The following is a 16,499-nucleotide window of genomic DNA, read 5'->3' on the forward strand; positions in this document are numbered from 1 at the left end:
AAATTAAGGTGAATTATACTTCTGAAAATAAAAAGCGGGCAGCAGAATTAGCAAAAATAAAGGTTGGATCAGAAATCTTCGCACGTAAAATAATACGAAATGCCCGCCAGCTCCCTCCGAATTAAAAATTATAAAACTGAAAACCAAAAATAGCAGTGTAAAAAGAAGGCTGTAGAGTATGAAGGAAAGCTTAATAATTTCCCTATCATTAAATACCAACCATATTATCGCCAATGAAATAATAGTATTCATCAAAAATCTTAGGGCAATTCCGGTTTGGAGGGCAAAAGTGTCCATTAAAGGAAGTGGAAAACTTTTATAGTCCGTTTCAAAGAAATGTAAAAGCGGATCGTAGAAAAGCGCGTCTTCAAAGGCGCGGATTAAAACCAGCAAGATAGCCAGAATAATGATTCCAAATATTTTTAATGTCTTTCTCATTTTGCTGAATTTGGTTTCAGCATTCGCACCCAAACCATCCAAAGAATAAATACCATACTATAAATAATACCTGGAAATACTACGGAATGAAGGATATTTTCATACTGTGGGAATTTGTAAAGTGCAACGACGAGAATAGCAATTCGCAACAAATTCACAATGTAAATTAATACAGCTCCCGCAAAAAGAAATAAAAACGTTTTTTTGAAATTTTCCGCGAAAGCGATAATAAAAGCCACGAACAAAATGATAACACTAATAGAATTACAGCCTTCAACAATATTCACGGTATAATGGTTATCAATGGTCAAAAGCATTCCCTGCTCCAAAGAATCGGGTTGTAAAACTGCATAAAAACCGAAAGTTTCCAAAACCGCACTACTTTGCTTTGCCACAAGATTGGTAACAAAATCTGGTGAATAATTTCCGCTTACCGAAGTTTTCAGATAAATAGCATAGCAGATGCTGAGCAACAAATAAGTGCCTAAAAAAAGCACGACAAACCGAATAACGGATTTATATTTTGTAAAAAGTTCCTTCAAAAAAAAGATTTTCGGTTTCTACTATTCAATCTCAATCCACAACAAATGTCTTGCAGTTTCCCATCTTTGTTATTTAACAAAAATACAGGAATTGTTTTTGGCGTTTATTATCGTTTTGAAATACTTTTGCCAAAATAATCAAGATTTAAAGAACCTATGCCTTTTTCACATTTAAAGCCGAAAATAAACACCATTTTAGCCAACAATCACAATGGGAGTGACGAACGATTAAAAGAAGTTTGCGAACTTTTGCAAACCTCGATAGCTCACTACGATTGGGTTGGATTTTACTTTGCCAACGAGGCCGAGAAAACACTTCATTTAAAGGCTTTTGCGGGTGAACCTACGGACCACACAACAATTCCATTCGGAAGAGGAATTTGCGGACAAGTAGCCGTGAGCAACAAAAATTTTGTGGTGCCAGATGTGAAGGCACAGGATAACTATATTGCTTGCAGCATTACTGTGAAATCTGAGATTGTAATTCCGCTTTTTAAGGATGGAAAAAATATTGGACAAATAGATATCGACTCGCACGTGGAAGATCCGTTTTCTGAAGAAGATGAGCGCTTTTTGGAATGGGTGAATGAGGAAGTTGCAAAGATACTTTAGTTATTTGAAGTTAAATTTTAGCGCAACTTCTTCGAAAATTTCAAATTTCAAAATTCCAAATAACAAATAAATCTCAAAAAAGAAATTTCAAAATTATAAAGACTATTGCTCCCTCCACTTGGGAGGGGCTGGGGTGGGACTTTTGAAATTTGGAAGTTGTTTTTTTTGGAATTTGGGAATTATTTGGAATTTGGAGCTTAAAATTTGGAATTTGCGCAGCTTTACATCCCCGTTCTAATCGCCTCCACAGGATCCAGTTTTGATGCTGAAATAGCAGGAAGAATCCCAGCAATTAGTCCGATTGCTGCAGAAATTGCCGTTCCCACAAACATATTCCACGGCGAAAGCACAAATTCAAAATCGCCTGTAAATTGGGAGGCAACTATTGAAACTATAAATACTAAGAATAAGCCTATCAAGCCTCCAATTATAGCAAGAATAACTGCTTCAAATAAAAATTGGAAAAGAATGAATTTGTTTTTTGCGCCTAACGATTTTTGAATCCCGATTAAATTGGTCCGTTCCTTTACGCTTACAAACATGATGTTTGCAATTCCAAAGCCACCCACTAGTAATGAAAACCCACTTATCACTAGCCCAATTACATTCATCGTTCCGGTAATTTGATCAATAACATCTGCAAAGCCCTGTAATTGGTTTACGAAAAAATTGTCGATATCATCTGGTCTCATCCCCCTAGAGAGACGCATTTTCTGTTTTAAAGTAGCTATAAACTCGGCATTATCAACACCCTTTTCAGGCTTTATAATTATAAAAGGAAATGTGTTTTTGTTTGAATCGCCAAAGATCCTACGCACCAAATTAACCGGCAGGTAAACAGAGGTATCCTTACTGTTTCCCCCAAAAATATTACTGCCCTCTTTTTTCAGCACCCCGATTACCGTAAATTTTCTACCATACAATCGCACCTGTTTACCAAGCGCCACTTGCGAGGAGCCAAAAAGCGTATTTGCAATCTCATCGCCCAAAACCACAACAGGAGTACCGCTGATAGATTCTACTTCATTGAAGAATCTTCCATCAGCCAACTTTAATGCTTCTATTTCATAATATTCATCGGTAACGGCACCTACTGCAACGTTTTCAACAGACTTGTCATCACTCTTAATTGTCTCGCTGCCCACATTCAAAGTGTATGAAGCCGCCATTAAATCAGGAACTGTTTTTTTTAAATATTGATATTCCTCATAAGAAACGTCTGGGAATTGCTCGCGTTTCCAAGTAGGTACTTCGGTAGGACCAAAAGAATATTTTCCTAAAAAAATGGTGCTATTGTCTAACCCGCTAATACTCCCTTCAATTTCCCGTTTTAAGGAATCAACCGCTGCGAGAACCGCTATGATAGAAAAGATTCCAATTGTAACACCTACCAAAGAAAGAAAAGTACGTAGCTTATTGTTTTTTAACGCGTTGAGCGCAAAATTGAAACTTTCCTTTAAAACGCGAAGATAAATGAGCATTTACGATTTTAGATTAACGATTTACGATTATTGAACTTGTCACCCTGAGCGCAGTCGAAGGGTTGAACTTTGGACTCTCAAGGGGTTGATAAAATTATAAAAAATAAGACGTTTTCTCTGTGCTTATGTTACAAATTTACTATTCAATTATGTACTTTTGCACCTTAATTTTTCATAATGAACAATTCCAAAAAAATTACGTCCGCTTTAATTTCTGTTTTTAGCAAAGACGGCCTTGCTCCAATCGTTAAAAAACTGAATGAACAGAACGTAAAAATCTATTCAACCGGCGGCACTGAAAAATTCATTAATGACCTTGGAATCGAGGTAATTGCTGTTGAAAACATTACCGATTATCCCTCCATTTTGGGCGGACGCGTTAAAACCCTTCACCCAAAAGTTTTTGGCGGAATTTTGAATAGACAGGACCACCAAGGCGATGTTGCCGAAATGGAACAATACAACATTCCGCAGATTGATGCTGTGATTGTGGATTTGTACCCTTTTGAAAAAACTGTTGCCTCGGGCGCTTCGGAAGAAGATATAATTGAAAAAATTGACATCGGCGGAATTTCATTAATTCGCGCCGCTGCTAAAAATTTTAAAGACACTATTTGCGTTTCTTCAGTTGATGATTACGCTGAATTTTTGGATTTGATTTCAGCAAATGACGGCGAAATTTCTCTGAAAGACCGCAAGCGTTTTGCGGCGAAATCTTTCAACGTTTCTTCAAATTACGATACTGCCATTTTTAATTATTTCAACAAAAGCGAAAATTTATCTTCCTTCAAACTAAGCGAAACCAATGGGCAGGAGCTTCGTTACGGCGAAAACCCGCACCAAAAAGGCTTTTTCTTTGGAAATTTTGACGAAATGTTCACTAAACTTCACGGAAAGGAATTGAGTTACAACAATCTTTTGGACGTTGATGCAGCTGTGAATCTGATGAACGAGTTTAAAGGCGAAGCTCCAACTTTTGCAATATTAAAACACAACAACGCTTGCGGAATTGCGCAGCGTGAAACCGTGCAACAAGCATATATGGCAGCTTTGGCTGGCGATTCGGTTTCAGCTTTCGGCGGTATTTTAATCAGCAATGTTGAAATTGACGAAGCCACCGCAAACGAAATCCACGACCTTTTCTGCGAAGTTGTAATTGCACCTTCATTTTCAGCAAAAGCGCAGGAAATTTTAGAAGGAAAAAAGAACCGAATTTTATTAATTCAGAAAGAAACCGAGTTGCCATCAAGTACTGTTAGAACTTGTTTGAACGGCGTTTTGGTTCAAGATAAAGACAATATTACTGACAGCGCTGAAATTTTAACGCACGCAACAAACAATAAACCAAATTCAACAGAGTTAGAAGATTTGTTGTTTGCTTCTAAAATTTGTAAGCATACAAAAAGCAACACAATTGTTCTGGCAAAGAGAAAACAACTTTGCGCCAGCGGAACCGGCCAAACAAGCCGTGTTGACGCATTACGGCAAGCAATTGAAAAAGCAAAAGCCTTTAATTTTAACCTTGAAGGAGCCGTGATGGCAAGCGATGCTTTCTTCCCGTTTCCAGATTGTGTAGAAATTGCGGACAACGCAGGAATAACTGCTGTAATCCAGCCCGGAGGATCTATAAAAGACCAATTAAGCGTTGATTATTGCAACGAACATAAAATAGCGATGGTATTTACCGGAACACGCCATTTTAAGCATTAAATTTTATTACATTTGTTAAAACCAAATCTAACACGTTAACCTTCAATACCACCGACTTAAACTATGGGATTTTTTGACTTCCTGACTGAAGAAATAGCCATTGACCTGGGTACCGCGAACACCCTAATAATCCACAACGACAAAGTAGTTGTAGATGCTCCATCTATTGTTGCGCGCGATCGAACTACCGGAAAAATAATCGCTGTAGGCCGAGAGGCTGCCATGATGCAGGGAAAAACACACGAAAACATTAAAACGATTCGCCCTTTGAAAGATGGTGTAATTGCAGATTTTGATGCGAGCGAAAAAATGATAAACATGTTTATCAGCGATATCCCTGCCTTGAAAAAAAGGTGGTTAAAACCATCATTGCGAATGGTTATTTGTATTCCAAGTGGAATAACCGAAGTAGAAATGCGCGCGGTAAAAGAAAGCGCTGAACGTGTTAACGGAAAAGAAGTTTATTTAATCCACGAACCAATGGCAGCCGCGATCGGTATTGGTGTTGATATTATGCAACCCAAAGGAAATATGGTGGTTGACATAGGAGGTGGAACCACTGAAATTGCCGTAATTGCTCTTGGTGGAATTGTTTGCGATAAATCCATAAAAATTGCTGGTGACGTTTTCACGAATGATATTGTTTACTATATGCGTACCCAACACAATCTTTACGTTGGTGAACGTACTGCAGAAAAAATAAAAATCCAGATTGGTGCCGCAACTGAAGATCTTGAACTTCCACCGGACGAAATGGATGTACAGGGTCGCGATTTGCTTACCGGAAAACCAAAACAGGTGCAAACTTCATATAGGGAAATTGCAAAGGCATTGGACAAATCAATTCTTAGAATTGAAGATGCGGTTATGGAAACCCTTTCCCAAACGCCACCCGAACTTGCTGCGGATATTTATAACACTGGAATTTATCTTGCCGGAGGTGGTTCTATGCTTCGTGGATTGGATAAAAGGCTTTCTCAAAAAACCGATCTTCCGGTTTACATTGCTGAAGATCCTTTGCGTGCCGTGGTTCGTGGAACTGGGATTTGCTTAAAAAACCTTGCCAAATATAAAAGCGTATTGATTAAATAATTTTTTCGGAAGAAATTATTTCTCTGAAAAATTTCAAAAGAATAATTGCCCATTAATGGCGTTGCTCCCATCAAAAAGCACAATTTATTAACCCCAAATAGCAATGCAGCAGATTATATTTTTCTTCATTCGGAATAAAAATTTCCTGTTGTTTGCCGTGCTTTTTACAATTTCTGTAGCGCTAACTATTCAAACACATAATTACCACAACGATAAATACATTAGCTCTGCCAATTTTATTACGGGCGGGGTTTATACCTTCAGAAATAATATAGCAGATTACTTAAACCTCGGGAAGGAAAACGAACAGTTGCTCCAAGAAAATTTAATGCTTCGAAAAAAACTGGATCAGTTAATAGAAGTTGCAAACGTTGAAAAATTAGACAGTACCGTTCTACCAAATAAGTACGAATATTTCACAGCGCGAGTAATTAATAACAATTATTCAAAAACTAAAAATCAGCTCACGCTTGATAAAGGCGAAAATGATAGTATAAGAATTGACCTTGGCGTAATTTCTTCTAAAGGAATTGTAGGTATTATAAGCGACGTTTCAGAAAATTATGCAACCGTACAATCTATATTGAATACTAAAAGTAGAATTAATGCGAAACTGAAAAAATCCAGCCATTTTGGTTCGCTCATTTGGAATACGGAAGATCCAAACGTAGTTCAATTAGTTGATATTCCTCGGCTTGCACCTCTTGCAAAAGGCGATACAATTATTACCGGTGGACGTTCCACTATTTTTCCTGAAGGTATTTTAATAGGCACAGTAAAAGATTTTCATCTCGATAACGATGACAATTATTATTATGTGAATATTGACCTTTTTAATGATATGACGAGCCTAGAGCACGTTTACTTAATTGAAAACAACGAGGCTCTAGAAATTTTAGAACTCGAAAAAGGAGTAGAAGATGTCGAACAGTGATATTTTAATAAATATTGTACGTTTTGTACTGCTGGTTTTCCTGCAGGTGCTCTTGCTTAACAACGTGAATCTGGCGGGATATATCAATCCTCATATTTACATTTTATTTATTGTTCTATACCCTTTGGACGGAAACAAGGGACTCTTGATTTTTTTGAGTTTTCTGTTGGGACTGTCCATAGATATTTTTGAAGATTCCGGAGGCGTTCACGCCGCGGCCTGCGCATTTATAGCATATATACGCCCAGTAGTTTTAAAATACTCCTTCGGGGTAAGTTATGAATACAATAGCATAAAAATTAAAAAAGCCGACCCTATGGAAAGGCTCACATACATTGCCTCTTTGGTTTTTATTCACCATTTAATAATGTTTTCTTTGGAAATTTTCAGCTTTAAACATATACTTCTCTTGCTGAAATCTACGTTATTTTCTGGGTTGTTCACTATAATTGTCATTGTATGCACAATGATTATTTTCAATAAAAAAACCTCATGAGAAAAATTGTACTTATAGCTTTAGTTTTGTTAAGCGGTTTACTTTTTACCGCTAGGCTTTTCTATTTGCAGGTTTATGATGCTTCGTCAGATTCGCTTCAGCAGAACAGCGCAATTAAGGTAATGTATGATTATCCGCAACGCGGATATATGTTTGATAGAAATATGAAGCTTTTGGTTTCCAACCAACCATCTTATGACGTTATGGTTGTTCCGAAGGACGTAAAACCTCTGGACACTTTAGAGTTTTGTGGGTTACTAAAAATTACCAAAGAAGAGTTTAAAGAAATTCTGCGAAAAGCGAAGGTATATTCGCCAAGATTGCCTTCAGTTGTGCTTCCACAGTTGAACAAAGCTGATTACGCTTCCCTTTCCGAAAAAATGCATAAGTACGAAGGTTTCTACATTCAGCGCCGTTCCCTTCGCGAATATCAAGTAGACCATTCAGCCAACGTAATGGGCTATATTGCTGAGGTTAACAATGCTATTATTGAAAAAAACCCATATTACCAAATGGGGGAACTTATTGGTACGGCTGGTGTAGAAAAGGAATATGAAGAAGTGTTGCGCGGGGTAAAAGGTGTGAAATATATTCAGAAAGATCGTTTCAACAGAGACATAGGGCCTTATAAAGAAGGAATTTTTGATACTTTGCCCGAACGTGGACACGATGTACAGCTTACTATTGATGCGGTGCTTCAAAAATATGGCGAGGAATTAATGGTCCATAAACGTGGCGGTGTTGTGGCAATTGAACCAGCTACGGGAGAAATTCTTGCCTTGGTAACTGCGCCAAGTTATGATCCGTCTTTATTGGTGGGCCGCGATCGTTCAAAGAATTTCACAAAACTGTGGTATGATACTATTGGCAAACCATTGTATGACCGTGTTCTGATGGGAGAATATCCTCCGGGTTCTCCTTTTAAAACCTTAACGGCGCTGATTGGTCTTCATGAGAATGTGGTTGATACATTAGACACTTTTGCTTGCTATCACGGTTACAGATATGGAAACCGAACTTTGGGTTGCCACTCCCACCCTAGCCCACTGGCAATGGTTAGTGGAATCGCAAACAGCTGTAATGCTTATTTTTGTAATGTTTATAAACGGATTATTGATAAATATCCAAATCCGCGGGAGGGAATAGACCATTGGAGAGAGGGGCTTTTAAGCTTCGGTTTGGGGGATTTTTTAGGGTACGATCTTCCAAGTGGCAAAAGAGGTAATATTCCGACTTCAAAATATTACAATAAAATACATGACTTTCCTGCTCACAACTGGTCTTCATTAGCAACAATCTCTAACGCTATCGGCCAAGGTGAAGTTTTACTCACCCCGATTCAAATGGCAAACTTTACTGCTGCCATTGCAAACAGAGGTTATTACTACACACCCCACGTTATTAAAAACGTTATTGGCCCCGACACAATTCCTAATAAATTTAAGGAGAAACATTACACAACCGTTGAACCCGAAAATTTTAAACCTGTGGTAGAGGGCATGTTCCAAGTGTATCAACGCGGAACAGCATCTTCAATACAAATTCCAGGAATAGAAGTATGCGGAAAAACTGGAACTGCTGAGAACTTTACTAAAATTGACGGTAAACGAGTTCAACTTACGGATCACTCTATTTTTATAGCTTTTGCCCCCAAAGACAACCCAAAAATTGCGATTGCTGTTTTTGTCGAAAACGGTTATTGGGGTTCGCGTTGGGCGGGACGTATTGCAGGACTTATGATTGAAAAATACCTGAAAGGCGAAATAACCCGAACAGATATGGAAAAATATGTGCTGGAAGGAAGCTTGGAAGCAGAATATGCCAAACCCTACAGCGGACAACCTTTTTCAATTAACCGATAATGGCAGGGAGCAAAACATTTGTAAAGTTTGATTGGCTGCTTATCTTTATGTTCATCGCATTGGTAACCATGGGGTGGATCAATATCTATTCTGCATCATTGAGCGATACCGCCAAAGGATTTTGGGATTTTGACCAAATTTATGGCAAGCAGATGATTTGGATAGGTTTGAGTGTTATTATCATCATTTTTGTGTTGGCAGTAGAGTCTAAGTTCTATGAACGTTTTGCCAGCGTTATTTATATCATTTCATTGCTAACCCTTTTGGGGCTATTTGTCTTCGGAAAAACCATTGCTGGATCAACCTCTTGGTATGATTTCGGCGGGATTAGCATACAACCCAGCGAATTTGCAAAAGCCACAACGGCTTTAGCACTCGCCAAATATGTGAGTGATATCCAAACCAATATGCAAGATTTTAAGAACCAAATAGGAGCTTTTATAATCTTAGTCCTACCGGCAATTTTGATCATTCTTCAGCCCGACCCTGGGAGTGCGTTAATCTATGCGGCTTTTGTATTCCCTCTTTACAGAGAAGGACTTCACGGGGTATATTTGCTATTCGGTTTATTTGCAGTTATGTTATTTGTTTCCACACTTGCCTTTGGCGCAGTTTGGGTCGCAATAGGCGTCGCTCTATTGGCTGGACTCCTTTTTTATAGGAACAGAAAAAAGCGCCCCAAAATTCTTAAATATGTTTTTATAGTTATAGGCTGCATCGCTTTTGCCTTTTCAGTAAGTTATATTTTCAACAATGTTTTTAAGCAGCACCATCGTGATCGTTTCAACATTGTATTAGGCAAGGAAGTTGATTCTCGCGGTATAGGTTACAACACAAATCAAAGTGAAATTGCAATAAGTAATGGTGGGTGGCTAGGCAAGGGATGGACGCAGGGTACTCAGACCAAGGGAAATTTTGTTCCCGAACAGCACACGGATTATATTTTCAGTACCGTCGGCGAAGAATGGGGCTTTGTGGGAAGTATGATTGTAGTTTTATTGTTCGTGGGACTGATACTTCGAATAATCTTCAAAGCCGAAAAACAAAAATCTCAATTCGGAAGGGTTTATGGTTATAGTGTGGCGGCAATATTATTTTTTCACTTTTTTGTGAATATAGGGATGGTTTCTGGAATTTTCCCCACGGTTGGAATTCCACTTCCCTTCTTTAGTTACGGAGGTTCAGCACTCTGGGGATTTACTATTTTACTCTTTATTTTTGTGAAATTAGACGGTTCTAATTACCACTACGCATAAGAAATCGAAGTTGAAGTTGAAGTTGAAGTTGAAGTTGAAGTTGAAATAAAATATTACTGCAAACTGCAACTGAAAAATGCAAACTTATTTCTTCCCCCAAGCTTTTAAATCAACCATTTGCTCCAAATTAGTTTCAACTGAATCTGGTAAATTCGGAAAAAAATCGATTCCGGTTTTAGCTTCTATTTCATTAATGGAAATTGCATAATTATAAAAAGATTCGCTTGAGGATTTATTAGGAATTAAAAAAGCAATCGCTTTATAATTACCTTCAGAAGCATCCACTACTATTTTGTAAAATTCATTCGGAACCGAAACATTCTCATCGCCAATAGTTTTCATATTTCCTTTTAAGACACCTCCTGTAACAACATAAACTCCGTCATATTTTTCTGCCCAAAAGCGAACTTTTTGTTCCAAACGGTTCCAGATTCCAGCATTAAAATCGTGATTCTGCGGACTGATGTTGCTCGTCAAAAAAGTTTCGTTGTAAGCTTCAAAAGAAAATCTTCTGTCACCGGCCGGACAAAGATGTCCGCGGTCATAACCCGAGTTTTTATAGTTGCGCCAATCTGCTGAATATGTTTTGACGCTTCGATCTTCAATGAAATATGGACGTTCAAATTCATTTTTAGCGAGATCATTCCTGTTTAGTTCATATGCAACCCACTCTGCCTGTTCATCCTTTTCGGAATATGAAAGTGTGAAGAAGTTATGCTTTACAATAGCTCCGGTGGTTGAAGCGGGAAGAAAGGAGTCGTTAAATTCCTCGGAATTTCGCTGTGCTGTACTTGAAGAATTTTCAACCGAATTTGTATCCTTTTCAAAAAAATCATCTGCATAATACAATGCAACGGTTACTATAATAATTACTAAGGGGTATATGTATTTTCTATTCATTTTAGGTTTATTTACTCGTTCCGCACATCCATCGCGTCGCGCAGTGCATTTCCTATTAACATAAAAGCAGTAACAAGACTCATAATTGCCAATCCGGGAATTAGGGCAAGATAGGGTTTCCCTAAAATAATGTAGGCATAGTGGTCTTTTATAATTCCACCCCAGCTGGGCATTGGAGGTTGTGCCCCTATTCCCAAGAAGGATAGCCCGCTCTCAATAAGTATTGCTCCCGCAAAATTAGCAGCAGAAATTATAATAACTGGAGCCATACTATTTGGCAAAATATGCTTTACAATTATTCTGAAATCATTAAAACCTAAAGCCCGAGCAGCCGTAACGTATTGCATCTGCTTAACGCCCATAACCTGCCCGCGGACTACACGGGCAACTTCTACCCACATCGTTAACCCAACGGCTATAAAAACCTGCCAAAATCCTTTTCCGAGTGCCAAAGTGATTGCAATTACAAGCAACAAAGTTGGAATGGACCAAGTAACATTGATGAGCCACATTATTGCAGCATCCACTTTCCCGCCGAAATAACCTGCTATCGCTCCCAATGTAACTCCAATAACCAAAGAAATAAAAACCGCCACAAACCCAATAGCCAACGAAATACGAATACCGATTAGCATTCTACTTAATAGGTCTCGGCCGTATTTATCGGTTCCGAGAATGAATTCTTTTTCTGAAATATATTTTTGGGAAATCTCCTTTACCGAAGCAGCATTGGGAAATAATGAAAGCACATATTCCTTTTGAAGTCCATCTGTTCCATCCACTGTGTATTCGGTAATTTCGATAGAATTTTCCTTTAAGGTATATTTGGAAACCGGAATCTCAGTATCGGCATTTTTCTTTCCGAAAAAGAAAACCGAAATCGGGTTCTGTGGTTCCAGCGCAACGGGAATGGTTAGCATTTTTACTGAGAAACCTGGGTTTTTGGAATGAATGGAAAGATGCATTTGGTTGGCATTTTGCGAATTATCTGGCGCCAAAGCATACGCAAAAATCGCAATCAAAACACATAGCATTAAAAAACCCAAACTGAAAACGCCCCAAAAGTTTTTTTTAAACTTTTGGAGCGCTATTCTGGTTAATGAAGTGGTGTTTTTCACACTTCAAATTTAGTAAAAATTAGCTTGTTCTATTCAGAAACGGGCATTCGGTTTACGCAATATTATTTTTTAATATCTGCTACTTTCCCTGCCTTAATATTATTTAGTTTTAAATCTTCCAATACATTCACTGCTTCTTCAACATACATATCCTTACTTAGATTTTTGTGCCATCTTTTGCGCTTTTCAGAAAGGGTTGTATCCTTTTTCATAAGTGCGGTTTCATAGGGCAGTGACTCAAAATTGAGTTTATTGTCGTATTTATCAATAGCATCAAATCTCTTAGTTTCTTCTTTGCGTTCTTCGATCTCGGCGGTGTAGGTGTCAAAATTTAAATTGACTTCTTTCTCATCCCTTCGAGCCTTAATCCATCGGGCGTCTTCATCAATCAATTTTAATTGCTCGTTTTGTAACAAACGCGCTTTACTTTTCTCAATTGTTTCATCATAACCTATATAACCATCCCAAATATCATATTTTGCAGCATCAATTTTATCGTAAGGCAATGGATTGTCATAATCTCTTTCACCCACATCAATATAGCTGTAGCGATCTGGCATTACCACATCACTTTTTACGCCTTCCAACTGGGTGGAACCACCATTGACGCGGTAGAATTTTTGTGAGGTAATTTTCAACGCACCCAAATCGCCCAAATCATTTTTGCGAAGCCATTGGTTTAGGTCAATTACGTTTTGAACGGTACCCTTTCCGTAGGTTTGTTTGCTTCCCAAAATAATAGCTCGTTTGTAATCTTGCATAGCCGCAGCTAAAATTTCAGAAGCTGAAGCGGATAATTCATTTACTAAAATTACTAAAGGACCGTCCCAAATAATTTCACTGTCATTATCTTCTAACACTTCTTTATTTCCATTGGAAGCAACCTGCACAACAGGTCCTTTTTTGATAAAAAGTCCGGCAATATCTACAGCTGTTCTCAAAGACCCTCCACCATTATCACGAAGATCCAAAACAAGACCTTCCATTCCTTCTTCTTTCAAACGGATAATTTCTTTTTTAACATCTGTAGCGGCGTTACGTTCTTTATAGTTTTCCATATCGAAGTAAAACTGCGGCAGATTGATAAGTCCGAATTTACGGTCTCCTTTGTCAATTAACGACGATTTTGCATAGGTTTCTTCAAGCTCCACAACGTCGCGCGTTATAACTTTATCAGAAATAGTTCCGTCTACATTTTTAATGGTCAAGGTTACTTTAGTCCCCTTTGGGCCTTTTATAAGTTTCACCGCATCGTCAATACGCATACCAACTATGCTAACAGCATCCTTTTCCTCATCTTGCTTGACTTTTAAAATAGCATCACCAACTTCTATTTTTTCACTTCTCCAAGCTGGTCCGCCACTAATAATTTCAATAACAGTGATGTAATCATTCTTCTTTTGAAGTCTGGCGCCTATACCTTCCAATTTTCCAGACATTCTAAGGTCAAAGCGATCCTTATCTTGCGGAGCGAAATAATTGGTATGTGGATCAAATTCTTCAACAATTGTATTCAAGTAGATTGCAAAATAATCTTTGCGCTCTAAATCTTTTGTAAAATCGAAATATTCGTCCAACGAGCTTTTAGTAGTTTCTCTAGCGTTCTTTTCAAGTTCTGTTTTAGATTTAACTGTAAACGGTTCTTCGTTTGTAGTTTTTGGTTTTTCTAAAGATTCGGGTAAATCCATTTCATCTTCTTCGGTATCCTTCATTTCTTCAGTAGAGGCTATCCCTTTCTCTCTATTATTTTGGTTTTCCACCAAGTCATAATACCCAGCCAGCGTTGAAAATTTCAGTTGCTGCTTCCAACGTTCTTTTAATTCTTTTTTAGAAGTGGCATAAGCAAGGTTATCATAATCTACATTGATCGTCTCCTGTTGGGTAAAATCGAACGGTTCACTTAAAACCTCAGGATATATCTTCTTTACATTTTCCATTCGCTCATTGAAACGGCTATAAACCAAATCAAAAAATGACAGATCCTTATTTTTTATCTGATCATCTATTTCAGTTTTATATTTGCTGAATTCAGCAATATCTGATGCCAGAAAATATCTCTTTAAAGGATCCAGTCCTTTTATGAAATCTTCATAGACACCAGCAGAAAATTCATCGTTAATATCTTTAGGGTCATAATGCCCTTTTTGAAGTACATAGGTTATAAGGTCTAAAAGCAGCTTATCCTTATCGGGATCGTCAAACTCCTTTGTAGTAAAACTACAGGAAGCTACAGAAACGAAAACCGCCAAAAACAAAACTTTAAAATTCTTCTTCATTATCCGCATAGTAGTGGTATTATTTTATGAGTGCCTAAATTATATAAAAAACTGTGCCATTAATAGATCTCGATACTAATTTTTTGTTAAACAGTTTTATTCAATTCTGAATTGAGAATTCCAATCTATATGGCTCTTGGAAGAAGATTTTAAAATGTATTTTTGTTTCTTCAAAATTCAACAATATTCATGACAAAGAAAAGACCGCTAATATTAGTAACCAATGATGATGGCATCAACGCGCCAGGCATCAGAACATTAATTGAAGTTATGAATACGCTGGGCGATGTAATGGTTGTAGCTCCAGACTCGCCACAAAGTGGAATGGGCCACGCCATAACTATTAACGACACCTTGTACTGTAATAGTATAAACGTAATTAACGGGGACCCCCAAAAAGAATACAGTTGCAGCGGAACGCCCGTGGATTGTGTAAAAATAGCGGTAAACGAAATCTTAAAACGGAAACCAGATCTTTGCGTGAGCGGTATTAATCACGGAAGCAATTCATCTATAAATGTAATTTACAGCGGCACGATGAGCGCCGCCGTAGAAGCGGGAACACAAGGCATACCGTCGATAGGTTTTTCACTTTTGGATTATTCTTTGGAAGCAGATTTTAAACCTTCAAAAAAATTCGTAAAAGCAATTGCCCAGGCAACACTTAAAAACGGTCTCCCAAAAGGCGTAGTTCTCAACGTGAATATTCCTAAACTGAAAGTCTCAGAGATAAAAGGCATAAAAGTTTGTCGCCAAGCAAATGCCCATTGGGAAGAAAAATTTGATAAAAGGACCAATCCACTGGGACGCGATTATTATTGGCTTACCGGTGAATTTGTTAATGAAGATAAAGGCGAGGATACTGATGAATGGGCGCTTCACAATGGCTTTGTCTCCGTAGTTCCCGTACAGTTTGACTTAACGGCACATCACGCTATGAAAGAATTGAACACTTGGGATTTTTAATTTTTAAAATGAAAAGATTTAAATGAAGCCACACATTAAGGAAGTTCTAATTGGTTTAATAATTGGTTTGCTGGCAAATATGGCAGGAACCTATTTGTACATATTCTTTTTTTCAAAACTAAGTTTGGAATCAACGCTAGAAGCGGCTTTGGAAAATGATTTTCTGGGAAGTTTAATTGCTTTAGGCGCCATTTTAAACCTGATCGTTTTTTTTATACTTTTAAAAAAGAACCAATATTATAGAGCAAGAGGGGTGGTTTTGGCTACAGTTATAGCTGCAATCGCAATTTTGATTTCGAAATTTTTCTGAAAAGAAAAGAGTTTTCCCTATAACTCATTAACTTAGTACCAAATAACTTAATAATGAGACGCGCAGTTTTTCCCGGAACTTTTGACCCAATCACCCTTGGACATGTTGATATAATAAAACGTGCGCTCCCGCTGTTTGATGAACTTATAATTGCCATAGGCGTGAATGCCGATAAAAAAACAATGTTTTCATTGGAAGAGCGAATAAGCTTTATTGAAAAAACTTTTGATAGCGAAGGAAAAATTAAGGTAAAAAGCTATACCGGGCTCACGGCAAAATTTTGCATTTCTGAAGAAGCCCAGTTTATAGTTCGCGGTTTGCGAAACACTACAGACCTTAATTACGAACAGCCCATTGCACAGACCAATTATAAGTTAACGCAAGTTGAAAGCATCTTTTTAATTTGCTCTCCTGAGGTTTCAAACATATCTTCAACCATTGTTCGGGATGTGATGCGTTATGATGGGAATTACTCCAGCTTAGTTCCTTCCCCAGTAACACAGTAA

Annotated in this window: 16 protein-coding genes; 10 read left to right on the plus strand and 6 right to left on the minus strand. The window is 37.8% G+C overall.

The genetic code is table 11. The features are described 5' to 3' along the window. Positions 1 to 3: 3 nt before the first annotated feature. Both ESV24_RS04845 and xrtF read right to left on the minus strand, forming a co-directional pair. Complete coding sequence (locus ESV24_RS04845) at positions 4 to 438, minus strand: exosortase F system-associated membrane protein (RefSeq protein WP_111814847.1); 435 nt, start codon at positions 436 to 438, stop codon at positions 4 to 6. Beyond that, the gene (xrtF, locus tag ESV24_RS04850; RefSeq protein WP_111814845.1) at positions 435 to 980 is read right to left on the minus strand and encodes an exosortase family protein XrtF; all 546 of its coding nucleotides are present in this window, start codon (positions 978 to 980) and stop codon (positions 435 to 437) included. Before xrtF ends, ESV24_RS04845 begins: the two co-directional genes overlap by 4 nt. Positions 981 to 1,136: 156 nt before the next feature. Here xrtF and ESV24_RS04855 point away from each other — a divergent pair, with 156 nt between their 5' ends. Beyond that, positions 1,137 to 1,592, plus strand: coding sequence for a GAF domain-containing protein (locus ESV24_RS04855; RefSeq protein ID WP_111814843.1), 456 nt, complete (start codon positions 1,137 to 1,139; stop codon positions 1,590 to 1,592). A 221-nt stretch (positions 1,593 to 1,813) separates the two neighbouring features. Here the strand turns inward: ESV24_RS04855 and ESV24_RS04860 are convergent, their stop codons facing one another. Beyond that, positions 1,814 to 3,073: an ABC transporter permease gene (locus ESV24_RS04860; protein ID WP_111814841.1), complete on the minus strand. Its 1,260-nt coding sequence runs from the start codon at positions 3,071 to 3,073 to the stop codon at positions 1,814 to 1,816. Between the two features lie 177 nt (positions 3,074 to 3,250). On the opposite strand from ESV24_RS04860, the gene purH reads away from it, so the two are divergent. From purH to rodA, 6 genes are all read left to right on the plus strand, one after another. After that, positions 3,251 to 4,783: a bifunctional phosphoribosylaminoimidazolecarboxamide formyltransferase/IMP cyclohydrolase gene (gene purH / locus ESV24_RS04865; RefSeq protein WP_111814839.1), complete on the plus strand. Its 1,533-nt coding sequence runs from the start codon at positions 3,251 to 3,253 to the stop codon at positions 4,781 to 4,783. A gap of 63 nt (positions 4,784 to 4,846) precedes the next feature. After that, the gene (locus tag ESV24_RS04870) at positions 4,847 to 5,875 is read left to right on the plus strand and encodes a rod shape-determining protein (RefSeq protein WP_111814838.1); all 1,029 of its coding nucleotides are present in this window, start codon (positions 4,847 to 4,849) and stop codon (positions 5,873 to 5,875) included. A 103-nt stretch (positions 5,876 to 5,978) separates the two neighbouring features. Beyond that, a complete protein-coding gene (mreC, locus tag ESV24_RS04875; protein WP_111814836.1) occupies positions 5,979 to 6,809 on the plus strand; it encodes a rod shape-determining protein MreC in 831 nt (276 codons plus the stop codon). Continuing rightward, positions 6,796 to 7,305, plus strand: coding sequence for a rod shape-determining protein MreD (mreD, locus tag ESV24_RS04880; RefSeq protein ID WP_111814834.1), 510 nt, complete (start codon positions 6,796 to 6,798; stop codon positions 7,303 to 7,305). The genes mreC and mreD overlap by 14 nt, the downstream gene beginning before the upstream one ends. Further along, positions 7,302 to 9,167, plus strand: coding sequence for a peptidoglycan D,D-transpeptidase FtsI family protein (locus tag ESV24_RS04885; protein ID WP_111814833.1), 1,866 nt, complete (start codon positions 7,302 to 7,304; stop codon positions 9,165 to 9,167). The genes mreD and ESV24_RS04885 overlap by 4 nt, the downstream gene beginning before the upstream one ends. Continuing rightward, positions 9,167 to 10,423 (plus strand): rod shape-determining protein RodA, encoded by a 1,257-nt coding sequence (gene rodA / locus ESV24_RS04890; protein ID WP_111814831.1) that lies wholly within the window; start codon positions 9,167 to 9,169, stop codon positions 10,421 to 10,423. The genes ESV24_RS04885 and rodA overlap by 1 nt, the downstream gene beginning before the upstream one ends. An 84-nt stretch (positions 10,424 to 10,507) precedes the next feature. On the opposite strand, the gene ESV24_RS04895 is transcribed toward rodA, so the two are convergent. From ESV24_RS04895 to ESV24_RS04905, 3 genes are all read right to left on the minus strand, one after another. Next, on the minus strand, positions 10,508 to 11,323 hold the full coding sequence (locus ESV24_RS04895) for a DNA/RNA non-specific endonuclease (protein WP_111814830.1): 816 nt from the start codon (positions 11,321 to 11,323) through the stop codon (positions 10,508 to 10,510). Positions 11,324 to 11,334: 11 nt separating this feature from the next. Then, positions 11,335 to 12,441: an ABC transporter permease gene (locus ESV24_RS04900; RefSeq protein WP_111814828.1), complete on the minus strand. Its 1,107-nt coding sequence runs from the start codon at positions 12,439 to 12,441 to the stop codon at positions 11,335 to 11,337. A 62-nt stretch (positions 12,442 to 12,503) separates the two neighbouring features. Further along, positions 12,504 to 14,717 carry a carboxy terminal-processing peptidase gene (locus ESV24_RS04905; RefSeq protein ID WP_170227865.1) on the minus strand — a complete coding sequence of 738 codons (2,214 nt, stop codon included), beginning with the start codon at positions 14,715 to 14,717 and terminating at the stop codon, positions 12,504 to 12,506. Between the two features lie 189 nt (positions 14,718 to 14,906). On the opposite strand from ESV24_RS04905, the gene surE reads away from it, so the two are divergent. From surE to coaD, 3 genes are read left to right on the plus strand one after another with little or no spacing between them, the layout of a single operon-like run. Continuing rightward, positions 14,907 to 15,683: a 5'/3'-nucleotidase SurE gene (gene surE / locus ESV24_RS04910; RefSeq protein ID WP_111814818.1), complete on the plus strand. Its 777-nt coding sequence runs from the start codon at positions 14,907 to 14,909 to the stop codon at positions 15,681 to 15,683. Between the two features lie 22 nt (positions 15,684 to 15,705). Continuing rightward, entirely contained in the window at positions 15,706 to 15,993 is a 288-nt protein-coding gene (locus ESV24_RS04915; protein WP_111814816.1) for a hypothetical protein, read from the plus strand. Positions 15,994 to 16,046: 53 nt separating this feature from the next. After that, entirely contained in the window at positions 16,047 to 16,499 is a 453-nt protein-coding gene (gene coaD / locus ESV24_RS04920) for a pantetheine-phosphate adenylyltransferase (protein ID WP_111814814.1), read from the plus strand.

The sequence above is a fragment of the Aequorivita lipolytica genome (assembly GCF_007997135.1).
In the GTDB taxonomy this organism is placed as follows: Bacteria; Bacteroidota; Bacteroidia; order Flavobacteriales; family Flavobacteriaceae; genus Aequorivita; species Aequorivita lipolytica.

Excerpts from the sequence above, each read along its gene's own strand:
- ESV24_RS04845 (WP_111814847.1), bottom strand. The coding sequence starts at position 438 with ATGAGAAAGACATTAAAAATATTTGGAATCATTATTCTGGCTATCTTG.
- ESV24_RS04855 (WP_111814843.1), top strand. The coding sequence starts at position 1,137 with ATGCCTTTTTCACATTTAAAGCCGAAAATAAACACCATTTTAGCCAAC.
- ESV24_RS04860 (WP_111814841.1), bottom strand. The coding sequence starts at position 3,073 with ATGCTCATTTATCTTCGCGTTTTAAAGGAAAGTTTCAATTTTGCGCTC.
- purH (WP_111814839.1), top strand. The coding sequence starts at position 3,251 with ATGAACAATTCCAAAAAAATTACGTCCGCTTTAATTTCTGTTTTTAGC.
- ESV24_RS04870 (WP_111814838.1), top strand. The coding sequence starts at position 4,847 with ATGGGATTTTTTGACTTCCTGACTGAAGAAATAGCCATTGACCTGGGT.
- mreC (WP_111814836.1), top strand. The coding sequence starts at position 5,979 with ATGCAGCAGATTATATTTTTCTTCATTCGGAATAAAAATTTCCTGTTG.
- mreD (WP_111814834.1), top strand. The coding sequence starts at position 6,796 with ATGTCGAACAGTGATATTTTAATAAATATTGTACGTTTTGTACTGCTG.
- ESV24_RS04885 (WP_111814833.1), top strand. The coding sequence starts at position 7,302 with ATGAGAAAAATTGTACTTATAGCTTTAGTTTTGTTAAGCGGTTTACTT.
- rodA (WP_111814831.1), top strand. The coding sequence starts at position 9,167 with ATGGCAGGGAGCAAAACATTTGTAAAGTTTGATTGGCTGCTTATCTTT.
- ESV24_RS04895 (WP_111814830.1), bottom strand. The coding sequence starts at position 11,323 with ATGAATAGAAAATACATATACCCCTTAGTAATTATTATAGTAACCGTT.
- ESV24_RS04905 (WP_170227865.1), bottom strand. The coding sequence starts at position 14,717 with ATGAAGAAGAATTTTAAAGTTTTGTTTTTGGCGGTTTTCGTTTCTGTA.
- surE (WP_111814818.1), top strand. The coding sequence starts at position 14,907 with ATGACAAAGAAAAGACCGCTAATATTAGTAACCAATGATGATGGCATC.
- ESV24_RS04915 (WP_111814816.1), top strand. The coding sequence starts at position 15,706 with ATGAAGCCACACATTAAGGAAGTTCTAATTGGTTTAATAATTGGTTTG.
- coaD (WP_111814814.1), top strand. The coding sequence starts at position 16,047 with ATGAGACGCGCAGTTTTTCCCGGAACTTTTGACCCAATCACCCTTGGA.